The 14,741-nt window shown below is 62.0% G+C and carries 12 protein-coding genes; 6 read left to right on the forward strand and 6 right to left on the reverse strand.

The genetic code is table 11. The features are described 5' to 3' along the window. Positions 1-618: 618 nt before the first annotated feature. On the reverse strand, positions 619-2,670 hold the full coding sequence (locus tag FJ319_12295; protein MBM3935058.1) for a methyltransferase domain-containing protein: 2,052 nt from the start codon (positions 2,668-2,670) through the stop codon (positions 619-621). Between the two features lie 144 nt (positions 2,671-2,814). Beyond that, a complete protein-coding gene (gene aroE / locus FJ319_12300) occupies positions 2,815-3,660 on the reverse strand; it encodes a shikimate dehydrogenase (protein ID MBM3935059.1) in 846 nt (281 codons plus the stop codon). A 325-nt stretch (positions 3,661-3,985) separates the two neighbouring features. Here aroE and FJ319_12305 point away from each other — a divergent pair, with 325 nt between their 5' ends. Then, the gene (locus tag FJ319_12305) at positions 3,986-4,453 is read left to right on the forward strand and encodes a response regulator (protein ID MBM3935060.1); all 468 of its coding nucleotides are present in this window, start codon (positions 3,986-3,988) and stop codon (positions 4,451-4,453) included. 91 nt (positions 4,454-4,544) lie between these two features. Here FJ319_12305 and ruvX read toward each other — a convergent pair whose 3' ends face one another. Together ruvX and alaS are read right to left on the reverse strand one after the other, a co-directional pair. Further along, a complete protein-coding gene (ruvX, locus tag FJ319_12310) occupies positions 4,545-4,964 on the reverse strand; it encodes a Holliday junction resolvase RuvX (GenBank protein ID MBM3935061.1) in 420 nt (139 codons plus the stop codon). Positions 4,965-4,969: 5 nt separating this feature from the next. Further along, positions 4,970-7,756, reverse strand: coding sequence for an alanine--tRNA ligase (alaS, locus tag FJ319_12315; GenBank protein MBM3935062.1), 2,787 nt, complete (start codon positions 7,754-7,756; stop codon positions 4,970-4,972). Positions 7,757-7,808: 52 nt separating this feature from the next. Here alaS and FJ319_12320 point away from each other — a divergent pair, with 52 nt between their 5' ends. The 3 genes from FJ319_12320 to FJ319_12330 all read left to right on the forward strand — a co-directional run bounded on the left by FJ319_12320 (position 7,809) and on the right by FJ319_12330 (position 10,357). Continuing rightward, positions 7,809-8,297 (forward strand): hypothetical protein, encoded by a 489-nt coding sequence (locus FJ319_12320; protein MBM3935063.1) that lies wholly within the window; start codon positions 7,809-7,811, stop codon positions 8,295-8,297. After that, positions 8,278-8,826, forward strand: a complete 549-nt coding sequence (locus tag FJ319_12325) for a hypothetical protein (GenBank protein ID MBM3935064.1) — start codon at positions 8,278-8,280, stop codon at positions 8,824-8,826. The genes FJ319_12320 and FJ319_12325 overlap by 20 nt, the downstream gene beginning before the upstream one ends. Before the next feature lie 400 nt (positions 8,827-9,226). Continuing rightward, on the forward strand, positions 9,227-10,357 hold the full coding sequence (locus FJ319_12330) for a membrane dipeptidase (protein MBM3935065.1): 1,131 nt from the start codon (positions 9,227-9,229) through the stop codon (positions 10,355-10,357). Positions 10,358-10,524: 167 nt separating this feature from the next. On the opposite strand, the gene FJ319_12335 is transcribed toward FJ319_12330, so the two are convergent. Next, on the reverse strand, positions 10,525-11,100 hold the full coding sequence (locus tag FJ319_12335; protein ID MBM3935066.1) for a hypothetical protein: 576 nt from the start codon (positions 11,098-11,100) through the stop codon (positions 10,525-10,527). A gap of 98 nt (positions 11,101-11,198) precedes the next feature. Next, positions 11,199-12,629, reverse strand: a complete 1,431-nt coding sequence (pabB, locus tag FJ319_12340) for an aminodeoxychorismate synthase component I (GenBank protein MBM3935067.1) — start codon at positions 12,627-12,629, stop codon at positions 11,199-11,201. A 139-nt stretch (positions 12,630-12,768) separates the two neighbouring features. Here pabB and FJ319_12345 point away from each other — a divergent pair, with 139 nt between their 5' ends. Both FJ319_12345 and FJ319_12350 read left to right on the forward strand, forming a co-directional pair. Further along, positions 12,769-13,230 carry a hypothetical protein gene (locus FJ319_12345; GenBank protein ID MBM3935068.1) on the forward strand — a complete coding sequence of 154 codons (462 nt, stop codon included), beginning with the start codon at positions 12,769-12,771 and terminating at the stop codon, positions 13,228-13,230. After that, positions 13,227-14,195, forward strand: a complete 969-nt coding sequence (locus FJ319_12350; GenBank protein MBM3935069.1) for a methylenetetrahydrofolate reductase — start codon at positions 13,227-13,229, stop codon at positions 14,193-14,195. Before FJ319_12345 ends, FJ319_12350 begins: the two co-directional genes overlap by 4 nt. Positions 14,196-14,741 lie beyond the last annotated feature (546 nt).

Here is a 14,741-nt window from a genome sequence, read left to right on the forward strand (position 1 = left end):
GATATCTGACACCAGCTTTCCCATCTTTTCCCAGTCCACAACTTGGGCTATCCTCTCCAATCGCTCGTTACGCCCAACCTGCTCGGGAAGGAACGCTTCGATCATGGACGGGTTTCCCATATTGCGGTGCATGGCTAACTGTACGCATCCCTTTCAATGAATATGCGCCATGACTGCAGTGGTGCTATCTCATCAATATCCAAACAATGTCAGTCCGCGGCCTTCCCTAGCGTCTCCCGCCACCAACTCAGTCTTAGACTCCGTCTGCTAAAGCGAGAATCGCAGGTTTTCACACCTACGGTTTCTTAATTATCATCTTGCTCACAGATACCCCGGCCAGCTTGCAGGCCAACGAATCCCGCAGTTCCTTGTGAGTCATCATCGGCACGTCATCGAAGCGCCCCAGAATACTGGACTCCAGGGCCTGCATTTCCGCTTGCTCACGCCTAAGTGCTGGTTTCGCCAGTTCCTGTACAATTAATGTGTGATTATAGTACAAACCTCCCCTGCGGGGATTGTGACTAATCAAGCCACCCCCAAAACACAACGGCCCCGGCGAAAGCCGGGGCCGCGTCTTACTCACTACTGACTACCAACTACTGACTACTGACTACCGCCCTACCGTCCCACCACAAGCTTCTCCACCACCACGGCCTTGCCGTTGACCAGCACCTCTTCGCGCACGGTCACGCTGTGGCCGTTCGTCCCGTGGGCATGACCGTTCGTGTGCCCGTTCGAGCCGTTCGCGTGGCCGTTGCCGTGCACGTGCCCGTTGCCCGCCTCGGCGGGGGCCACAACCTTGTCCGTCAGCCCCAGCCGCGCCTCGGCCGTCTTCAGGATCGCCTCCAGCATCTGGGAATAGCTCATCCCGTGGTGGCCCGCCATCTTCGCCAGGTGCCCGTCCCAGCACCAGCCGGGGTTAGGGTTGGCCTCCAGCAGCCTGGGCATCCCGTTGGAGTCCAGGCGCCAGTCAAACCGCATGTAGTCGCGCGTCTCCAGGCGCTCCGCCAGCGCAAAGCACCACTCGACAAGCGCCTTCTCAGTCTCGTCAGGCAGCTTCGCCGGCACCGCCTTGATGTTCCAGTACGGCGACGTGGGGTCCCACTTCGCCTCGTACCCGCATATCTGCGGCAGCTCGGGCGGGAGCGACGAGTAGTCCTCCTCCGATATCGCCACCAGCGAGTACGTCCCCGGCGGGTTGCCGATGATGCCGACCGTCAGGTCCTTACCGGTCAGGAACTCCTCAACCAGCACGGGCTTCTCGTAGCCCAGCTTCGTGCGAATGTCCTGGATCGCGTCGATCAGCTCCTCCGCGGTGTACGCCACGCTCTTGGCAGTAATGCCGAAGCTGGAGTCCCCGAAGTTCGGCTTCACGATTACCGGGAAGTTGAACGGCAGGTCGAATATCGAATCGTTAAGCTTGATGAAGAAGGCCCCCGGTACCGGGATGCCCATCTCCTTCGCCACGCCGCGCACGAGCGACTTGTCGTAGCAGTGCGCAAGGCACTGCGGGTTGCCGCCCGTATACGGTATCCCAAGGAACTCCAGCATCGCAGGCACGTGCAGCTCCTTGCGAGGGTCGTTGCCGTACCCCTCATCGCAAAGGTTCAGCACGTAGTCGAACTTGCCCTGCAACCGCTGCAGGTCCTTGAAGAGCGTGTCGTGGTTGTTCAGGTACGTGAACCTGTACCCCGGGATGCCCTTCAACGCCTCCTTCATCTGGTCCAGCGTGTAGATGTCGTCGCTGTCGAACACGTTCGAAGGCTTCGTCGGGTCCGGCTTCGTCGGGTCGCCCGTGACGACCACGACGTGCTTCTCCGCCACCTTGGGCTTGGGCTTCGCCGGCGTCCACTCTTTGCGCACCTGCGCGGTGGCCAGGATGCGTCGTTCCATCATGCCCAGGTCCTGGTTCCGCTGGGAGTCCGGCTTCACCTCGCCCAGGTACGTGATGCCGGTAAAACCGGCGTCCGTCAGCAGCTTCGTGAGCGACTCCTTGGAATACAGGCGCTCGGCGTAGAACTGGTCGGCGATGATGCCCTTCTCAACGTGGGTGATGACCTCGCGGGACACGAGCCTGTCGCTGTCGGACGAAAGCGAGCGCTCGCGGCACACGAATAGCTTGTCGTTGATCCACTCCCAGGACCGCTTCTGGAAGTTCTCGCGCATGAAGTTGCCGTCCGTGATGTCGATGAGGATCTTCCCCCACGGCCGCAAAACGCGCATGACCTCGCGCAGAACTCGCAGGTCGTCCTGTGTGGTGTCGAAGTAACCGAAGCTGTTGCCCATGATAATCACGGCGTTGAAGCTGTCGGTCGCATACGGGAGCTTCCGCGCGTCGCCGGCCTTGAACTTCACCCCCAGCCCGTCCGCCTTCGCCCGCTCCTTGGCCTTCTGCACAAGGAAGTGCGAACGGTCCAGCCCCTCGACCAGCTTCAACCCGCGCCGCGCCAGCTCCAGGGAATGCCTTCCCTGGCCGCAGCAAAGATCGAGCACCTTGTCTTCGGGGGTAAGTCCGAGGCTCTTGACTACAATGTCGATTTCCGACTGTGTAATACGGGGGTCTTCGACCACGTCTGCGTCGGTCTTCAGGTAGAGCGAATTGAATATGTTCGACCACCAGTCGGACCGGACGTGCTCTTCGAGGTCGTTAACAGGACCTAGAGTCCTGATTCTATTGCGGATAGGCTTCTGCTTCGCGGAATTGCTTTTGGGGTCCGGGACCTTCTTCAACACCGTGTTCTTCTCCTCCTTAGGTGAAGACTGGACATCTGTACCGATAACGATTGTTCATCATCTTTGTCACCCACGCCCAGATTATGCCTTCATGGCCCTTTCGGCGGCTTTGAACATAACGTCGACGGGTGCTGATTTTCCCGTCCACATCTCAAACGCCGCCGCCCCTTGAAATACGAGCATCGACAGTCCGCCGAGGGCCTGGGCCCCCGCTCGTCTGGCCTCCGACATCAGAGGGGTTTCTGATGGGTTATACACCATATCGTACACCAGATTTCGCGAGGATAGTAGGCCTATTTTCAAGGGGCTCTCCCCCTGCGCCGGACCACCCTTCATCCCAATGGAAGTAGAGTTCACCACCAGGTCCGCTCCAGCGCATGCCGAAGCCAGCGCCGGGCCTTCCATCGGGACAGTGTCGACTCGTATATTAAGGTGCGCCACCTCGTCGGCAAGAGCACGGGCGCGGGCAACCGTGCGGTTGGCTATCGTGATAGCCGAGACCTTCGATTTAGCAAGCCCGAACGCAGCAGCCCTGGCGGCCCCGCCGGCGCCCAGGAGCACAACCGACTTCCCCGCCGGATCAAAGCCCCCAGTCTCCCTGAGCGCCCTGAGCAATCCAGTCGCGTCCGTGTTCCGGCCAAGTATCTTATCACCGCTCTTGACGATCGTGTTGACCGCACCGATCTCCGCGGCCAGCTCGTCAACCCCATCAAGGAACGCGCGCACGCTCTCTTTGTGCGGTATCGTCACATTCGCGCCAAGGTACTCTGCGCCCCTCAACATGGCCACCTCCTCCGCCAAGCTTTCCGGCGGAGTCGGCCTCGCGCTGTACCGCGCCTTGATACGGTGGTAATCCAGCGCCGCTTGCTGGAAAACAGGCGAAATCGAGTGCGAGAGCGGGTATCCCAATATCACAATATGTTGCATTCGACCTGTATCCCTCTAACAACCCGTAGTATAATGCCGATAAGCCACCACAACAAGGCCCAGTCGTTCAAGAAAGCTCCAATACAATCCATAACCAGAAGTTTAATCTCAGTCTAAGAAAATGCCTTGAAAATGTTCCGGCACGGGGGTAACATTCAGCCAGCCTAGTCGGGATTGACCCTGAACATTGGGGCGCATACGTATGACAGAGGCCTTGACTACGTAGATACTAGTAGGGATTGTACGTACGTGGTACTGTGAAAGTGCTCAAGTATTTTATGTCGTGTTTGGCCGGGTCGGTCTTTCAGCCTGGAGCGTAATAATCATGAGCGGAATGGCGGAACAGGGTGGTACAGCCGGCGCTGAGCAAGTCCGCGTCCTCGTTGCGGACGACGAAGCCATTATTCGGATACTCCTGAACCATGTCCTCACCGCCCAGAGCTACGAAGTAGTCCTTGCCGAGGACGGCCAGGAGGCCATTGAAATTCTTCAGCGAGAGCGATTTGATCTTGTGATTACGGACATCACAATGCCCCGCGCCACCGGAATGGATGTCCTGCACACGTCAAAGACGGTGGACCCCGCCTGCCCGGTGATGCTTATCACAGGCTTTCCTTCAGAGGACCTGATTTCCCAGATGTACGGCGCCGGTGCAGAGGAGTACATTCCCAAGCCTTTCGACCTGCAGTCGATCAAGGACGCCGTAGCAAGGCTGCTGGCGCGCAAGCAGGGCGTCGAAAGTGAAAACAGGGTCCGCGAGGCTGTTCCGGCGTACGGGTACCAGACGGCCTGAGACTCATTGTATTCCCCATTGGTTCGATGTCAGGGGCCGCGACAACCGCGGCCCTTTTGCTTTGTCCTGCCGGCAAGAAGGCCAGGCTGCCTCAAGGCGTTGCGCGGCGACGCATGCGGCCAGCGTCCAGGTAGGCCTGGAGGAGGACTGTCGCGGCGGCGGCGTCTATGCGGCCCTTGTCGCGGGAGGGCTTTTCGCCGGAGTCGCGGAGCATGCGCTGGGCCTGGACGCTGGAGTAGCGCTCGTCGAGGGTGATGATGCGGGTGGGGGTGGCTGCGGCGAGGGACTTGATGAAGCGGCGGACCTCTTTGGCCTGCGCGCCGGGCTGGCCGGAGAGGTGGAGGGGCATGCCGACGACGATCTCCTTCACACCTTCCTCTGTGGCGAGCAGGACGATCTGCGCGATGTCATCCGGCTCGCCGCGGCGGACGGCGGAGTGCGGGAACGCCATGCGGCCCTCGACGTCGCTTATCGCGACGCCGATGCGGACGTCCCCGACGTCGAGGGCCATTACTTTCACTTGGCGGCGGTCTTCTGGCGGACGATGTTGGGGACCATGCTGAGCGCGTCGCCCAGCTTGTCCGCTCGCTTGCCTCCTGCCTGGGCCACGTCCGGCCTGCCGCCGCCGCCGCCCTGCATCTCCTTCGCGGCCGTGCGGGCGATCTCGGAGGCATTCAGCCCCCTGGCCACCAGGTCCTGCGTCACCATTGCAATAAGGACTGGCGAGTCGTTTACCACCGCTCCCAGGGCGACTACGCCGCTGTGGAGCTTGTCGCGCAGCCAGTCGCCCATCTCGCGCAGGCTGTCTGCGCTGGAGGCGTCCACCTTCGTGGTGAGCACCTTTACGCCGTTGACGTCCTGCGCGCGGTCCAGGAGGCCGGAGGCGGACTGCATGGAGAGCTTGCGCTCCAGTGCCTCTTTCTGGCGGCGGAGCTCGGCAAGCTCGTCAACGAGGCCCTGCACGCGCTCCTTCAGGTTCCCTACGGGCGTCTGGAGCATGCTCGCGACGGCCGCTGAGGCGTTCAGGCGCTCGCGCACCAGCCGCTCCGCGCCGCGGCCGCTGACGGCCTCGATGCGACGCATGCCGGCGCCGACACTCGTCTCGCCCACGATGAAGACGGAGCCGAGCTCGCCGGTCTGGTGGACGTGCGTGCCGCCACAGACCTCGAAACTGAATGTCGCGCCGTTCGATATCTCGACGAGGCGGACGCGGTCGCCGTAACGGTCGCCGAAGAAGGCCAGCGCGCCCTTTCGGATCGCCGCCGCGTACGTGTCCTCGCTCTTCTGGACGCGCGCGTTGTGGCGGATCTTCTCGTTCACCAGGTACTGCACCTGCTCGGCCTGCTCGGCCGTGAGCGGCTCCACATGGCTGAAGTCGAAGCGCAGCCTCTCGGGCGCGACGTACGAGCCGGCCTGGCGGACATGCGGGCCGAGCACCTGCCGGAGCGCGGCGTGGAGCATGTGCGTGGCTGTGTGGTTGCGGGCGGTGTCCTCGCGGCGGACTGTGTCAACAACGGCGTCCACCTTCTGGCCTACGAACAACCTGCCCTTCGTCACCTTGCCGGTGTGGACTATCATGTCCGCCAGCGCCTTCTGGGTGTCGGTAACCTCTACCTTGCCCTCCGCGGCAGCTATCTGGCCGCTGTCGCCGACCTGGCCGCCGCCCTCGGGGTAGAAGGGTGTCTGGACGAGGACGACATCCACCTCGTCGCCCTCCTTCGCCTCAGTCACCACCTGGTTATTGGCGATGATGCCGACGACGACCGTCTCCGCCTTGAGCTGCTCATAGCCCAGGAAGGCGGTACCGCCGACGCCAAGCGCCTCATAGAGCTTCGCCTTGGATCGGTCGCCGCCGAAGTGGGCGGACGCGCGGGCGCGCTTGCGCTGCGCGTCCATGTGTTCCTTGAAGCCGGCGATGTCAGCCTCGATGCCCGATTCCTTCGCGATCTCTTGGGTCATCTCGACCGGAAAGCCGTAGGTGTCCCACAGTCTGAAGATGATCTCCCCGGCGAGAGTCTTGCTCTTGCCGAGCTCGTCCATAAGGATCGAGTAGCCGTTCTGGAAGGCCGCATGGAAGCGCTCCTCCTCCAGCTTGAGGACGGTCTGCACGAACTCCGCGTGGCGGCGGAGCTCCGGATACGCCTCGCCCATCTTGTCGGTCACGACAGTCGCTATCTGGCCGAGGAACGGGTCCTGCAGGCCGAGCTGTCTGCCGTGGCGGATGGCGCGGCGGATGATGCGGCGGAGGACGTATCCCCTGCCCTCGTTGCCAGGCACGACGCCGTCCGCAATCAGGAACGCCGCGCTGCGGCCGTGCTCCGCGACGACGCGGATGGCGTACTGCGTCTTGTCGCTCTCGCCGTACTCCTTGCCGGTGATCTGCTCAACCTTCGCGATGATCGGCAGGTACAGGTCAGTCTCGTAGATGTTCTTGACGCCCTGGAGGATGATGGCGAGGCGCTCCAGGCCCATGCCGGTATCCACGCTGGGCGCGGGAAGCGGCGTTCTGTGGCCGTCCAGGTGGTGGTAGAACTGCATGAATACGAGGTTCCATATCTCCAGGAACCTGCCGCACTTGCCTCCGGTCTTCGCGTCCCTGTTCTCGCAGTTGGGGCCGCAGCTCTCCAGCAGGCAGCCTTTGTCCGGGCCGAAGTCGTAGTGCAGCTCCGCACAGGGACCGCAGGGCCCCTCGTTGCCGGCCGGGCCCCACCAGTTGGAGGCATCGCCGAACTTGAAGATGCGGTTGGTTGGTATACCGGCCTTTTGCCAGAGCCTGACAGCCTCGTCGTCGCTGTTGTGCGCCGTCGCGGCGAACTTCTCCTTCGGCAGTCCCATGACTTTGTCCAGGCACTCGATGGCGAAGGTTATCGCACCCTCCTTGAAGTAGTCGCCGATGCTGAAGTTGCCAAGCATCTCGAACAGCGTCAGGTGCGTGTTGTCGCCGACCTCTTCGATATCGGTCGTGCGGAACGACTTCTGGACTGACGTGAGGCGCCTGTTGGGCGGGACGGCCTCGCCGGCGAAGTAGGGCTTGAACTGCACCATGCCGGCGGAGGTGAGAAGGAGCGTCGGGTCGCCGACGGGGATCAGGGAGGAGCTGGCCACGCGCAGGTGGCCATTGGACTCGAAAAATCGAAGGAAGTTCTCTCGTATCTGGCTGCTTTGCATCGGAGGCGCTCTTTCTGGTCGGTTGGACTGAAGTAAATATTGTAACGCATATCGTAATGTGGCGGCGTTGAATGTGGGATATAATGCCCGGTAGGATTGGGGCAGTGTCCATCCGTATTCTGAAAGGCGCCTCATTTTGACCCAACCTTCCGCGCAACCGGCCCCTGGAGGGCCGAGCCGCACTCAGATGCCGCGAACTGTCTGGTCGTGGGCGATACTCGCAGCCAGCCTGGCGCTGGCGCTGGCGGTCTATTACGGCGTGCTGGGGAGCGGGCTGATCAACGTCATCGCCCGGTGGACGGCGGAGTGGACCAGCGTCGGATTGAACTTGTTCGGCACCGAGACGTTGGTGCGCGGAACGATACTCGCTTCCGGCACGTTCGCCGTAAACGTCGTCGCCGAGTGCACGTCAGTAGGGCCGCTGATCCTGTACCTGGGCGCGGTGATCGCGTTCCCGGCGACCGTGAAGGCAAAGCTGATCGGCGCTGCGCTTGGCGTGGCGGTGCTCACCTGCATAAACGTGTTCCGCATCATGACCCTGTTCTGGATCGGCGACGCGTATCCGGAATACCTGAACATAGCTCACCTGCTTGTCTGGCAGACGGCGATTATCCTCCTGGCGATCGTACTCTGGCTCGTATGGGTAGAGAAGCTCGTTGGCACTAGGAACAGGTAAGCTCCTATCGTTCACGGTCAGGGCGCTGGTGCTGCTGCTGCTTGCGCCGATGCTCTGGCTGACCGTCGCCGCGCGTTATAACAAGGCATTCGTGGCTGTTGCGGACGCCGTTGTTCAGGGCCAAACGGCGCTCAAGGCGCTCGGGAGCCACATCAGCATCACCCACCCCCGAATGGCCGAGCCGGTGTCCCTGGACTCGTTCACGCTCCACTTCGGACTTATTCTCCTCACCGTTCTTGTGCTGGCGGCAGTCGGCATCCCAACACTTCAGCGCGTGGCCTGGCTGGCCGGCATGTGGGCGGGCATGTTCGTGCTTCACGTGCTCGGCGTTGCGGCGCTGGCGATGGCAATTGGGTGGTCTGCCGGCTCCGGCGGCGCGGGCGACCTCATCTTCCGATTGTTTGCGGTATTCTGGGGTCTGGTGCCTGCGGTAATCGGCGGCTTGTGGGCGTTCCTGTACTGGATACCGAGGGCAAGCCGACCTGCAAGCACCGCAGAGATGAAGGCCGCCAAGGCGGAGCCGACGTAGATGGCACGTCATCCCCGGGTACTATTTCGGCGCGGACGCAGCCACGTCAACGATAACCCTGTCCCACGAGCACACGGTATACTGCTGGACGACGTACGACAAGGCGGAGCAGATGCTCCACTGGGACAGCGACGTTACCGCGCTATGGGAGGTCAATGAGCGGCTGTTGACGCGGGACCTGCCAAGGGCGGTTTGAGGGAGGCGACCTCTCTCTCCCCGGCCATCTCTCTCCGACTTCAGAGAGAGAGGGGGTAAATCCCTGGGGCTTCGCCCCAGACCCCTTTGAGGGCTTCGCCCTGATCAGCCTGCGGCGGACCCGTAGATCGGAGTGCCACCAACTCCCACCAGGCGCGCCTCTTGATGTACTATATCCTCCATTTACTATCCCAGGAGCTTGTTAATGATTAGTGAGAGAGCGCGGAAGCTTGACTTCTCGTCTTACCTCGTGGACACGCACTCGGACGCGCTCGCGTGGCCTACCCGGCACCAGGTGGATATCGGCGTGCGGCAGGACGGCAAGACGCAGCAGGACCTCCCTCGGATGCGCGAAGGGAACATGAACATCCAGTTCTTCGCCGCGTTCCCGGCGCCGCAGTGGATAGAGAAGAAGATGGTCATCCAGACCGTGCTGCGGTACTTCGATTCGTTCTACACGCTGTGCAGGAACTACCCGGACCAGATAGAGCAGGCGCGCACCGTGGCGGATGCAAAGCGCATCGTGGCCTCCGGAAGGATCGCGGGGATACTGTGCATCGAGGGCGGCCACGCGATAGAGGACGACCTGGCGGTGCTGCGGATGTACTACGAGCTGGGCGCGCGGTACATGACGCTCACCTGGAACAACAGCAACAACTGGGCGGACGGCGTGCTGGCGGAGCCGAAGCACAACGGATTGACGGACTTCGGCCGCGAGGTGGTGCGGGAGATGAACCGCCTTGGGATGATCGTCGATATCTCGCACGTCGCGCCGAAGACGTTCTGGGACGCCATCGAGACGACGTCGAAACCGGTGATCGCGTCCCACTCCTCCTGCAAGGCAATCTGCGGCGCGCCGAGGAATATGGACGATAACCAGCTACGCGCGGTGAAGCAGAACGGCGGCGTGGTGGGCGTGAACTTCGAGAGGACGTTTGTGAGCGAGCGCTACAGGCTGGCGAAGCTGCCCCTGGACGAGCAGCGCACGGCAGCGCTGAAGGCGGCTGAGCAGGCGAACGGCGGCAAGGGCGAGGCGTTCGAGGCCGCCAAGAAGAAAATCAACGAGGAGTACAAGTCGAAGACAGAGGAGCTGCAGCCGCCCCACTGGAAGGAGATCGTGGACCACATCGACCACATGGTGGAGGTGATGGGCGTGGACCACGTGGGCATCGGCTCCGACTTCGACGGCGCGGACATGCCGGAGGGCATGGAGGACTGCTCGAAGATGCCGCTCCTCACCCAGGAGATGCTGGACCGCGGCTACTCCGAGGGGGATGTCAAGAAGATACTCGGCGAGAACACGCTGAGGGTGATGACGCAGGTCTTTGGGGGATAAGAGCCGTCAGTCCGCTCAGTTCTCTGTAGCCTGCGCGATTCATCGCGCCTGTCTTGCTCTCCGGTGATGCCTGTATATGACCCGGGCCCCGATGAATCGCGCGGGCTACATCGGAAACAACACGCCGCGGGTGACGACGCAGGCCTCTGGCGTGCAGACGGGCGCACTCAGCGAACGAATAGCCCTGCAATCTCCGCTAACTCCCCAAGCGAGTGTTCATTTGAGTAAAGTACAACTTGGGTGCCGGCTTGCCACCAGGCAATCACGCTTGGGGTTTGCACCTCCCCATAGCGGCGGGTGACCGATACGCCGGCATCCTTGCCACGCCCAATGTAGTCGCCAATGTCAGCAGGGGCAAAACCAGAATGCATCAGCCTCTCTAAGCGATCGCCGTCCGGCGGCTCGATATCCCCTTGAACGCTCGCAGTAATGCCGTTTCGAAATACGATCCAGACCCGATTGAATTCCGAAGCCTTGTCTACCTGCGGCACCCAAATGGCCGATGCTTCCCACTCTGCTGACGGCACTGAGGGTAGCGGAATCACGAACTGCACTCTTTGCTGTGCCAATGAAATGGATTCGACCCTTTCCGCAAATGGAAATGGCGTACCGTCAGTCAGCAGTTGACCATTATCTGAGCCCGCCCAAATTGTTAGGCCCGCGTATCTGACAACGCCCAGAAGGAGCAATAACAGTCCTCCGACAAGAACGGCCTGCCTGATTCTTTGTGCGTTGAGCACCATGTGGGCGCTTCCAGTTGGAGAAGTGGCGACACGGGAAGGCGGGTGATCTCCACTTTGCATTGTACATCAGGTTCACTCGCGCCTGGGCAGGGCGGAACCTAGAGCCCTAGCGCGGTCATAGCGCCGCGCGCTTTGTGGAGGGTCTCCTCGTACTCGGCCTGCGGGTCGGAGTCTGCGACGATGCCGCCGCCGACGTGGAAGCAAGCGCGCTGGTCCTTGACCAGGATGGTGCGGATGGGGATGGAGAGGTGCATTGCGCCGCCGTAGCCGATGTAGCCTATTGCGCCGCAGTACACGCTGCGCTCCACCGGCTCAAGCTCGTCGATTATCTGCATGGCGCGTATCTTGGGCGCGCCGGTGACAGACCCGCCGGGGAAGGCGGCCTGGACCAGGTCCAGCGCGCCCTTGCCGGGCCGGAGGCGGCCCCTCACCTGCGAGACCATTTGATAGACGGTGGAGTACGCCTCCACGGTGAACAGCATCGGCGCCTCGATGGAGCCGGGGACGCAGACGCGGCCAAGGTCATTGCGGAGCAGGTCGACGATCATGACGTTTTCTGCGCGATCCTTCTCGCTCGCCCTGAGCTCTGCAAGCAGTCGCGCGTCTTCCTCGGGCGTGGCCCCGCGCGGTCGCGTGCCCTTCATCGGCCTTGTGAGAACCGTATCCCCCTCCACTTTCAGGAACTGTTCCGGCGAGGAGCTGACGACCGCGACTTCCGGAAAGCCCAGGTAGGCTGAGAACGGCGCGGGGCTGGCCTCGCGGAGCCGCATGTAGAGGTCCCACGGGTGGCAGCGGAGGTAGGTCTCGAAGCGCTGCGACAGGTTCACCTGGTAAACGTCGCCGGCCCTGATGTAGTCCTTCACCCTTCGCACTGCGCGAATGTAGGCGTCGCGGGTGAAGTTTGAGCGCAGGTTGCGCGCGGGCAGGAAGTCCGACGGCGTTGGGCGCGAAACCCGGGACCGCTCCACTGAGCGGCGCAGCCAAGCAAGTCCCTCGCCGGATTCCTGGTCGTTTCCGGCTGTGCCGGGGCTCGCGAAGAGCCACGTCTCGCCATTGAGATGGTCGATGGCGACCACCCAGTCGTAGAACCCCAGGTACATCTCAGGGAGGCCGAGATCGTCGTCTGCGTCCGATGGCAGGCGCTCGATCTGCCTACCGAGCTCGTAGGCGAAGTAGCCCATCGCACCGCCCTGGAACGGAGGTGCGTCCGGCACGCGCGAATACTGCGCGGCGTCAAGGAGCCGTCGCAGCGCGTCGAAGGGACGCGCGCGCACCTTCGTTACCGCATCGCCGGCCTCCAGCTCCACCGCCTGCCCCTTTGTGCGGAGCACGCGGGACGGCCCGGCGGCGACGTATGAGTACCGCCCCAGCAGGGGTGAGTGCAACGAGCTATCGAGCAGGACGGGATACGGAAGGTGCTTTACCTGGTCAAAGACGGCAACCGGGTCCGCGGCGAAGCCCAGCTTCTCGTAGAGCGGCGCGGGATGCTGGCTTGAGGTAGGAATCGGTGGCTCTCTACGGGCGTGCATGGGGGTTTTTCGTGCCAGTCGATTATACTGTATAGTGTGATGGCGAAAACAGGGTGCTGGGTGTTAGGTGCTAGGTGCTGGGTTCGATCCGAGACCAGCACCCAGAACCCAGAACCTAACACCCCTACCGAGGTTTCCGATGCGGCGATTACAGAATAGACCGCACCTGCTTGAGGTGGCTTATGACGCCACCGAGAAGGCGCTGCAGCCCTTCAAGAAGGTGCTGAAGCCCGGCGGCAAGATGGAGAAGGTCTTCGTCAAGGGCGAGAAGCTCACGAAGGGGATGATCTTCGATTGCCGCATGTGCGGCGATTGCGTCCTCCACAGCACGGGCATGACATGCCCGCAGACGTGCCCAAAGACCCTCCGCAACGGGCCGTGCGGGGGCGTGCGCCCCAACGGCCACTGCGAGGTGAAGCCGGAGATGATGTGCGTGTGGGTGCAGGCGTGGGGCCGCTCGCAAAAGATGCCGGAGTACGGCAAGCAGATCCTCACGATCATGACCCCGGTCAGCAAGAACTTGGCAGGTACATCAGCGTGGATCAACGACCTGAACAGCGACAAGGTGAAAAAGGTCCCAACGGGGTGGTCGGAGGAATGAAGTCCGGCTCCCGGCTGGAGCGAGTGCTGCGCTCCGGCAGGTTCGCCGTCACCGCGGAGCTCAACCCGCCGGACAGCGCGGACCCCCAGGCCGTGTACGACCACGCGGTAGTCCTCTCCTCCGTTTGCGACGCGATCAACTGCACGGACGCTTCCGGTGCGAATGTCCACATGAGCAACGTGGGCGTCGCCGCGCTGCTCGCGCGCGCGGGATACGACCCGGTTGTGCAGTTCGCTTGCCGCGACAGGAACCGCATATCCCTCCAGGGCGATGTGCTGGGCGCGGCGGCGCTGGGCGTGAAAAACGTGATGTGCCTCACCGGCGACGGGGTGCAGGCGGGGGACCAGCCGGAGGCGAAACCCGTATTCGATCTGGACTCCATCACGCTCATCCGCACCGTGAAGACGATGCGAGACAAGGGCCGCTTCCTCAGCGGCCGACCGATAGAGTCCCCGCCAAAGGTGTTCATCGGCGGGGCCGAGAACCCCTTCGCGCCGCCGTACGACTTCCGTCCGCTCCGCGTCCAGAAGAAGGTGCAGGCGGGAGTGGACTTCATACAGACGCAGTACTGCTACGACATGCCCCGGCTGCGGGAGTTCATGAAGCAGGTATGCGACATGGGGCTGGACAAGAAGGTGTTTATCCTCATCGGCGTGGGACCTCTGCGGTCGCCCGGCGCGGCGGAGTGGATGCGGACAAACGTGCCCGGCATCGTCATCCCGGACGCAATTATCGAGCGGCTCAACGGCGTGGAGAAGAAGAAGCAGCGCACCGAGGGCAAGAAGGTCTGCATCGAGATTATCCAGGAAGTTAAGGAGATCGCGGGCGTCAGCGGCGTCCATGTGATGGCGTACAAGCAGGAAGAGCTGGTTGCGGAGATTGTGGAGCAGGCGGGACTGCTGCCCAGGTACTGGAGCCGAGAGCCGGAGACGGCGTCCAACGGTCACGTGGCGTCGAGGAACTAGTCGGCAGCATTACAATCGAAAAGGGCGTCCGCGGCGGACGCCCTGTCCTTTTTCAGCATAGTCCTCGAATTCCAAACGCTAGAACGCGGGGCTAGGCCTTTCCGATGCGGAACACCGTTCGCCCGCAGTGCGAGCACTTGCCGCGGGTGGCCGGCCTGCCGTTCTTCAGCGTGATCGACTCCGACTTCTTGATATCGCGATGGGCCCGGCACTTCAGACAATAGACCTGCATCGACAGTACCTCCGTATTATGATTTGAATCCAATAACGCCGATACGACCGATAAGTCGATAGCTTCATCCGGACCTGGGCCGGAACGGATGCCTAGGATTGTAAGGTATTATAAGCACCCAATCCAAGCTATTCAAGCCCCATGTCTAAAAGTCAATGAATTTGATTATAACTACGAATTTAGCTTTGGGCGTGTGTCAAGGGGCAGTGAATCTTTCAGTGTTTAGGGTGCAGTGATTTTGTCAGTACGGTTCGTTTCCATGGGTGGTCTGCAGCCGGCTTATGGGCGGTGGACTTAGCCGGATAGGGACTGAG

This window comes from SAR202 cluster bacterium (assembly GCA_016872355.1).
Classification (GTDB): Bacteria; Chloroflexota; Dehalococcoidia; order Lucifugimonadales; family VGZY01; genus VGZY01.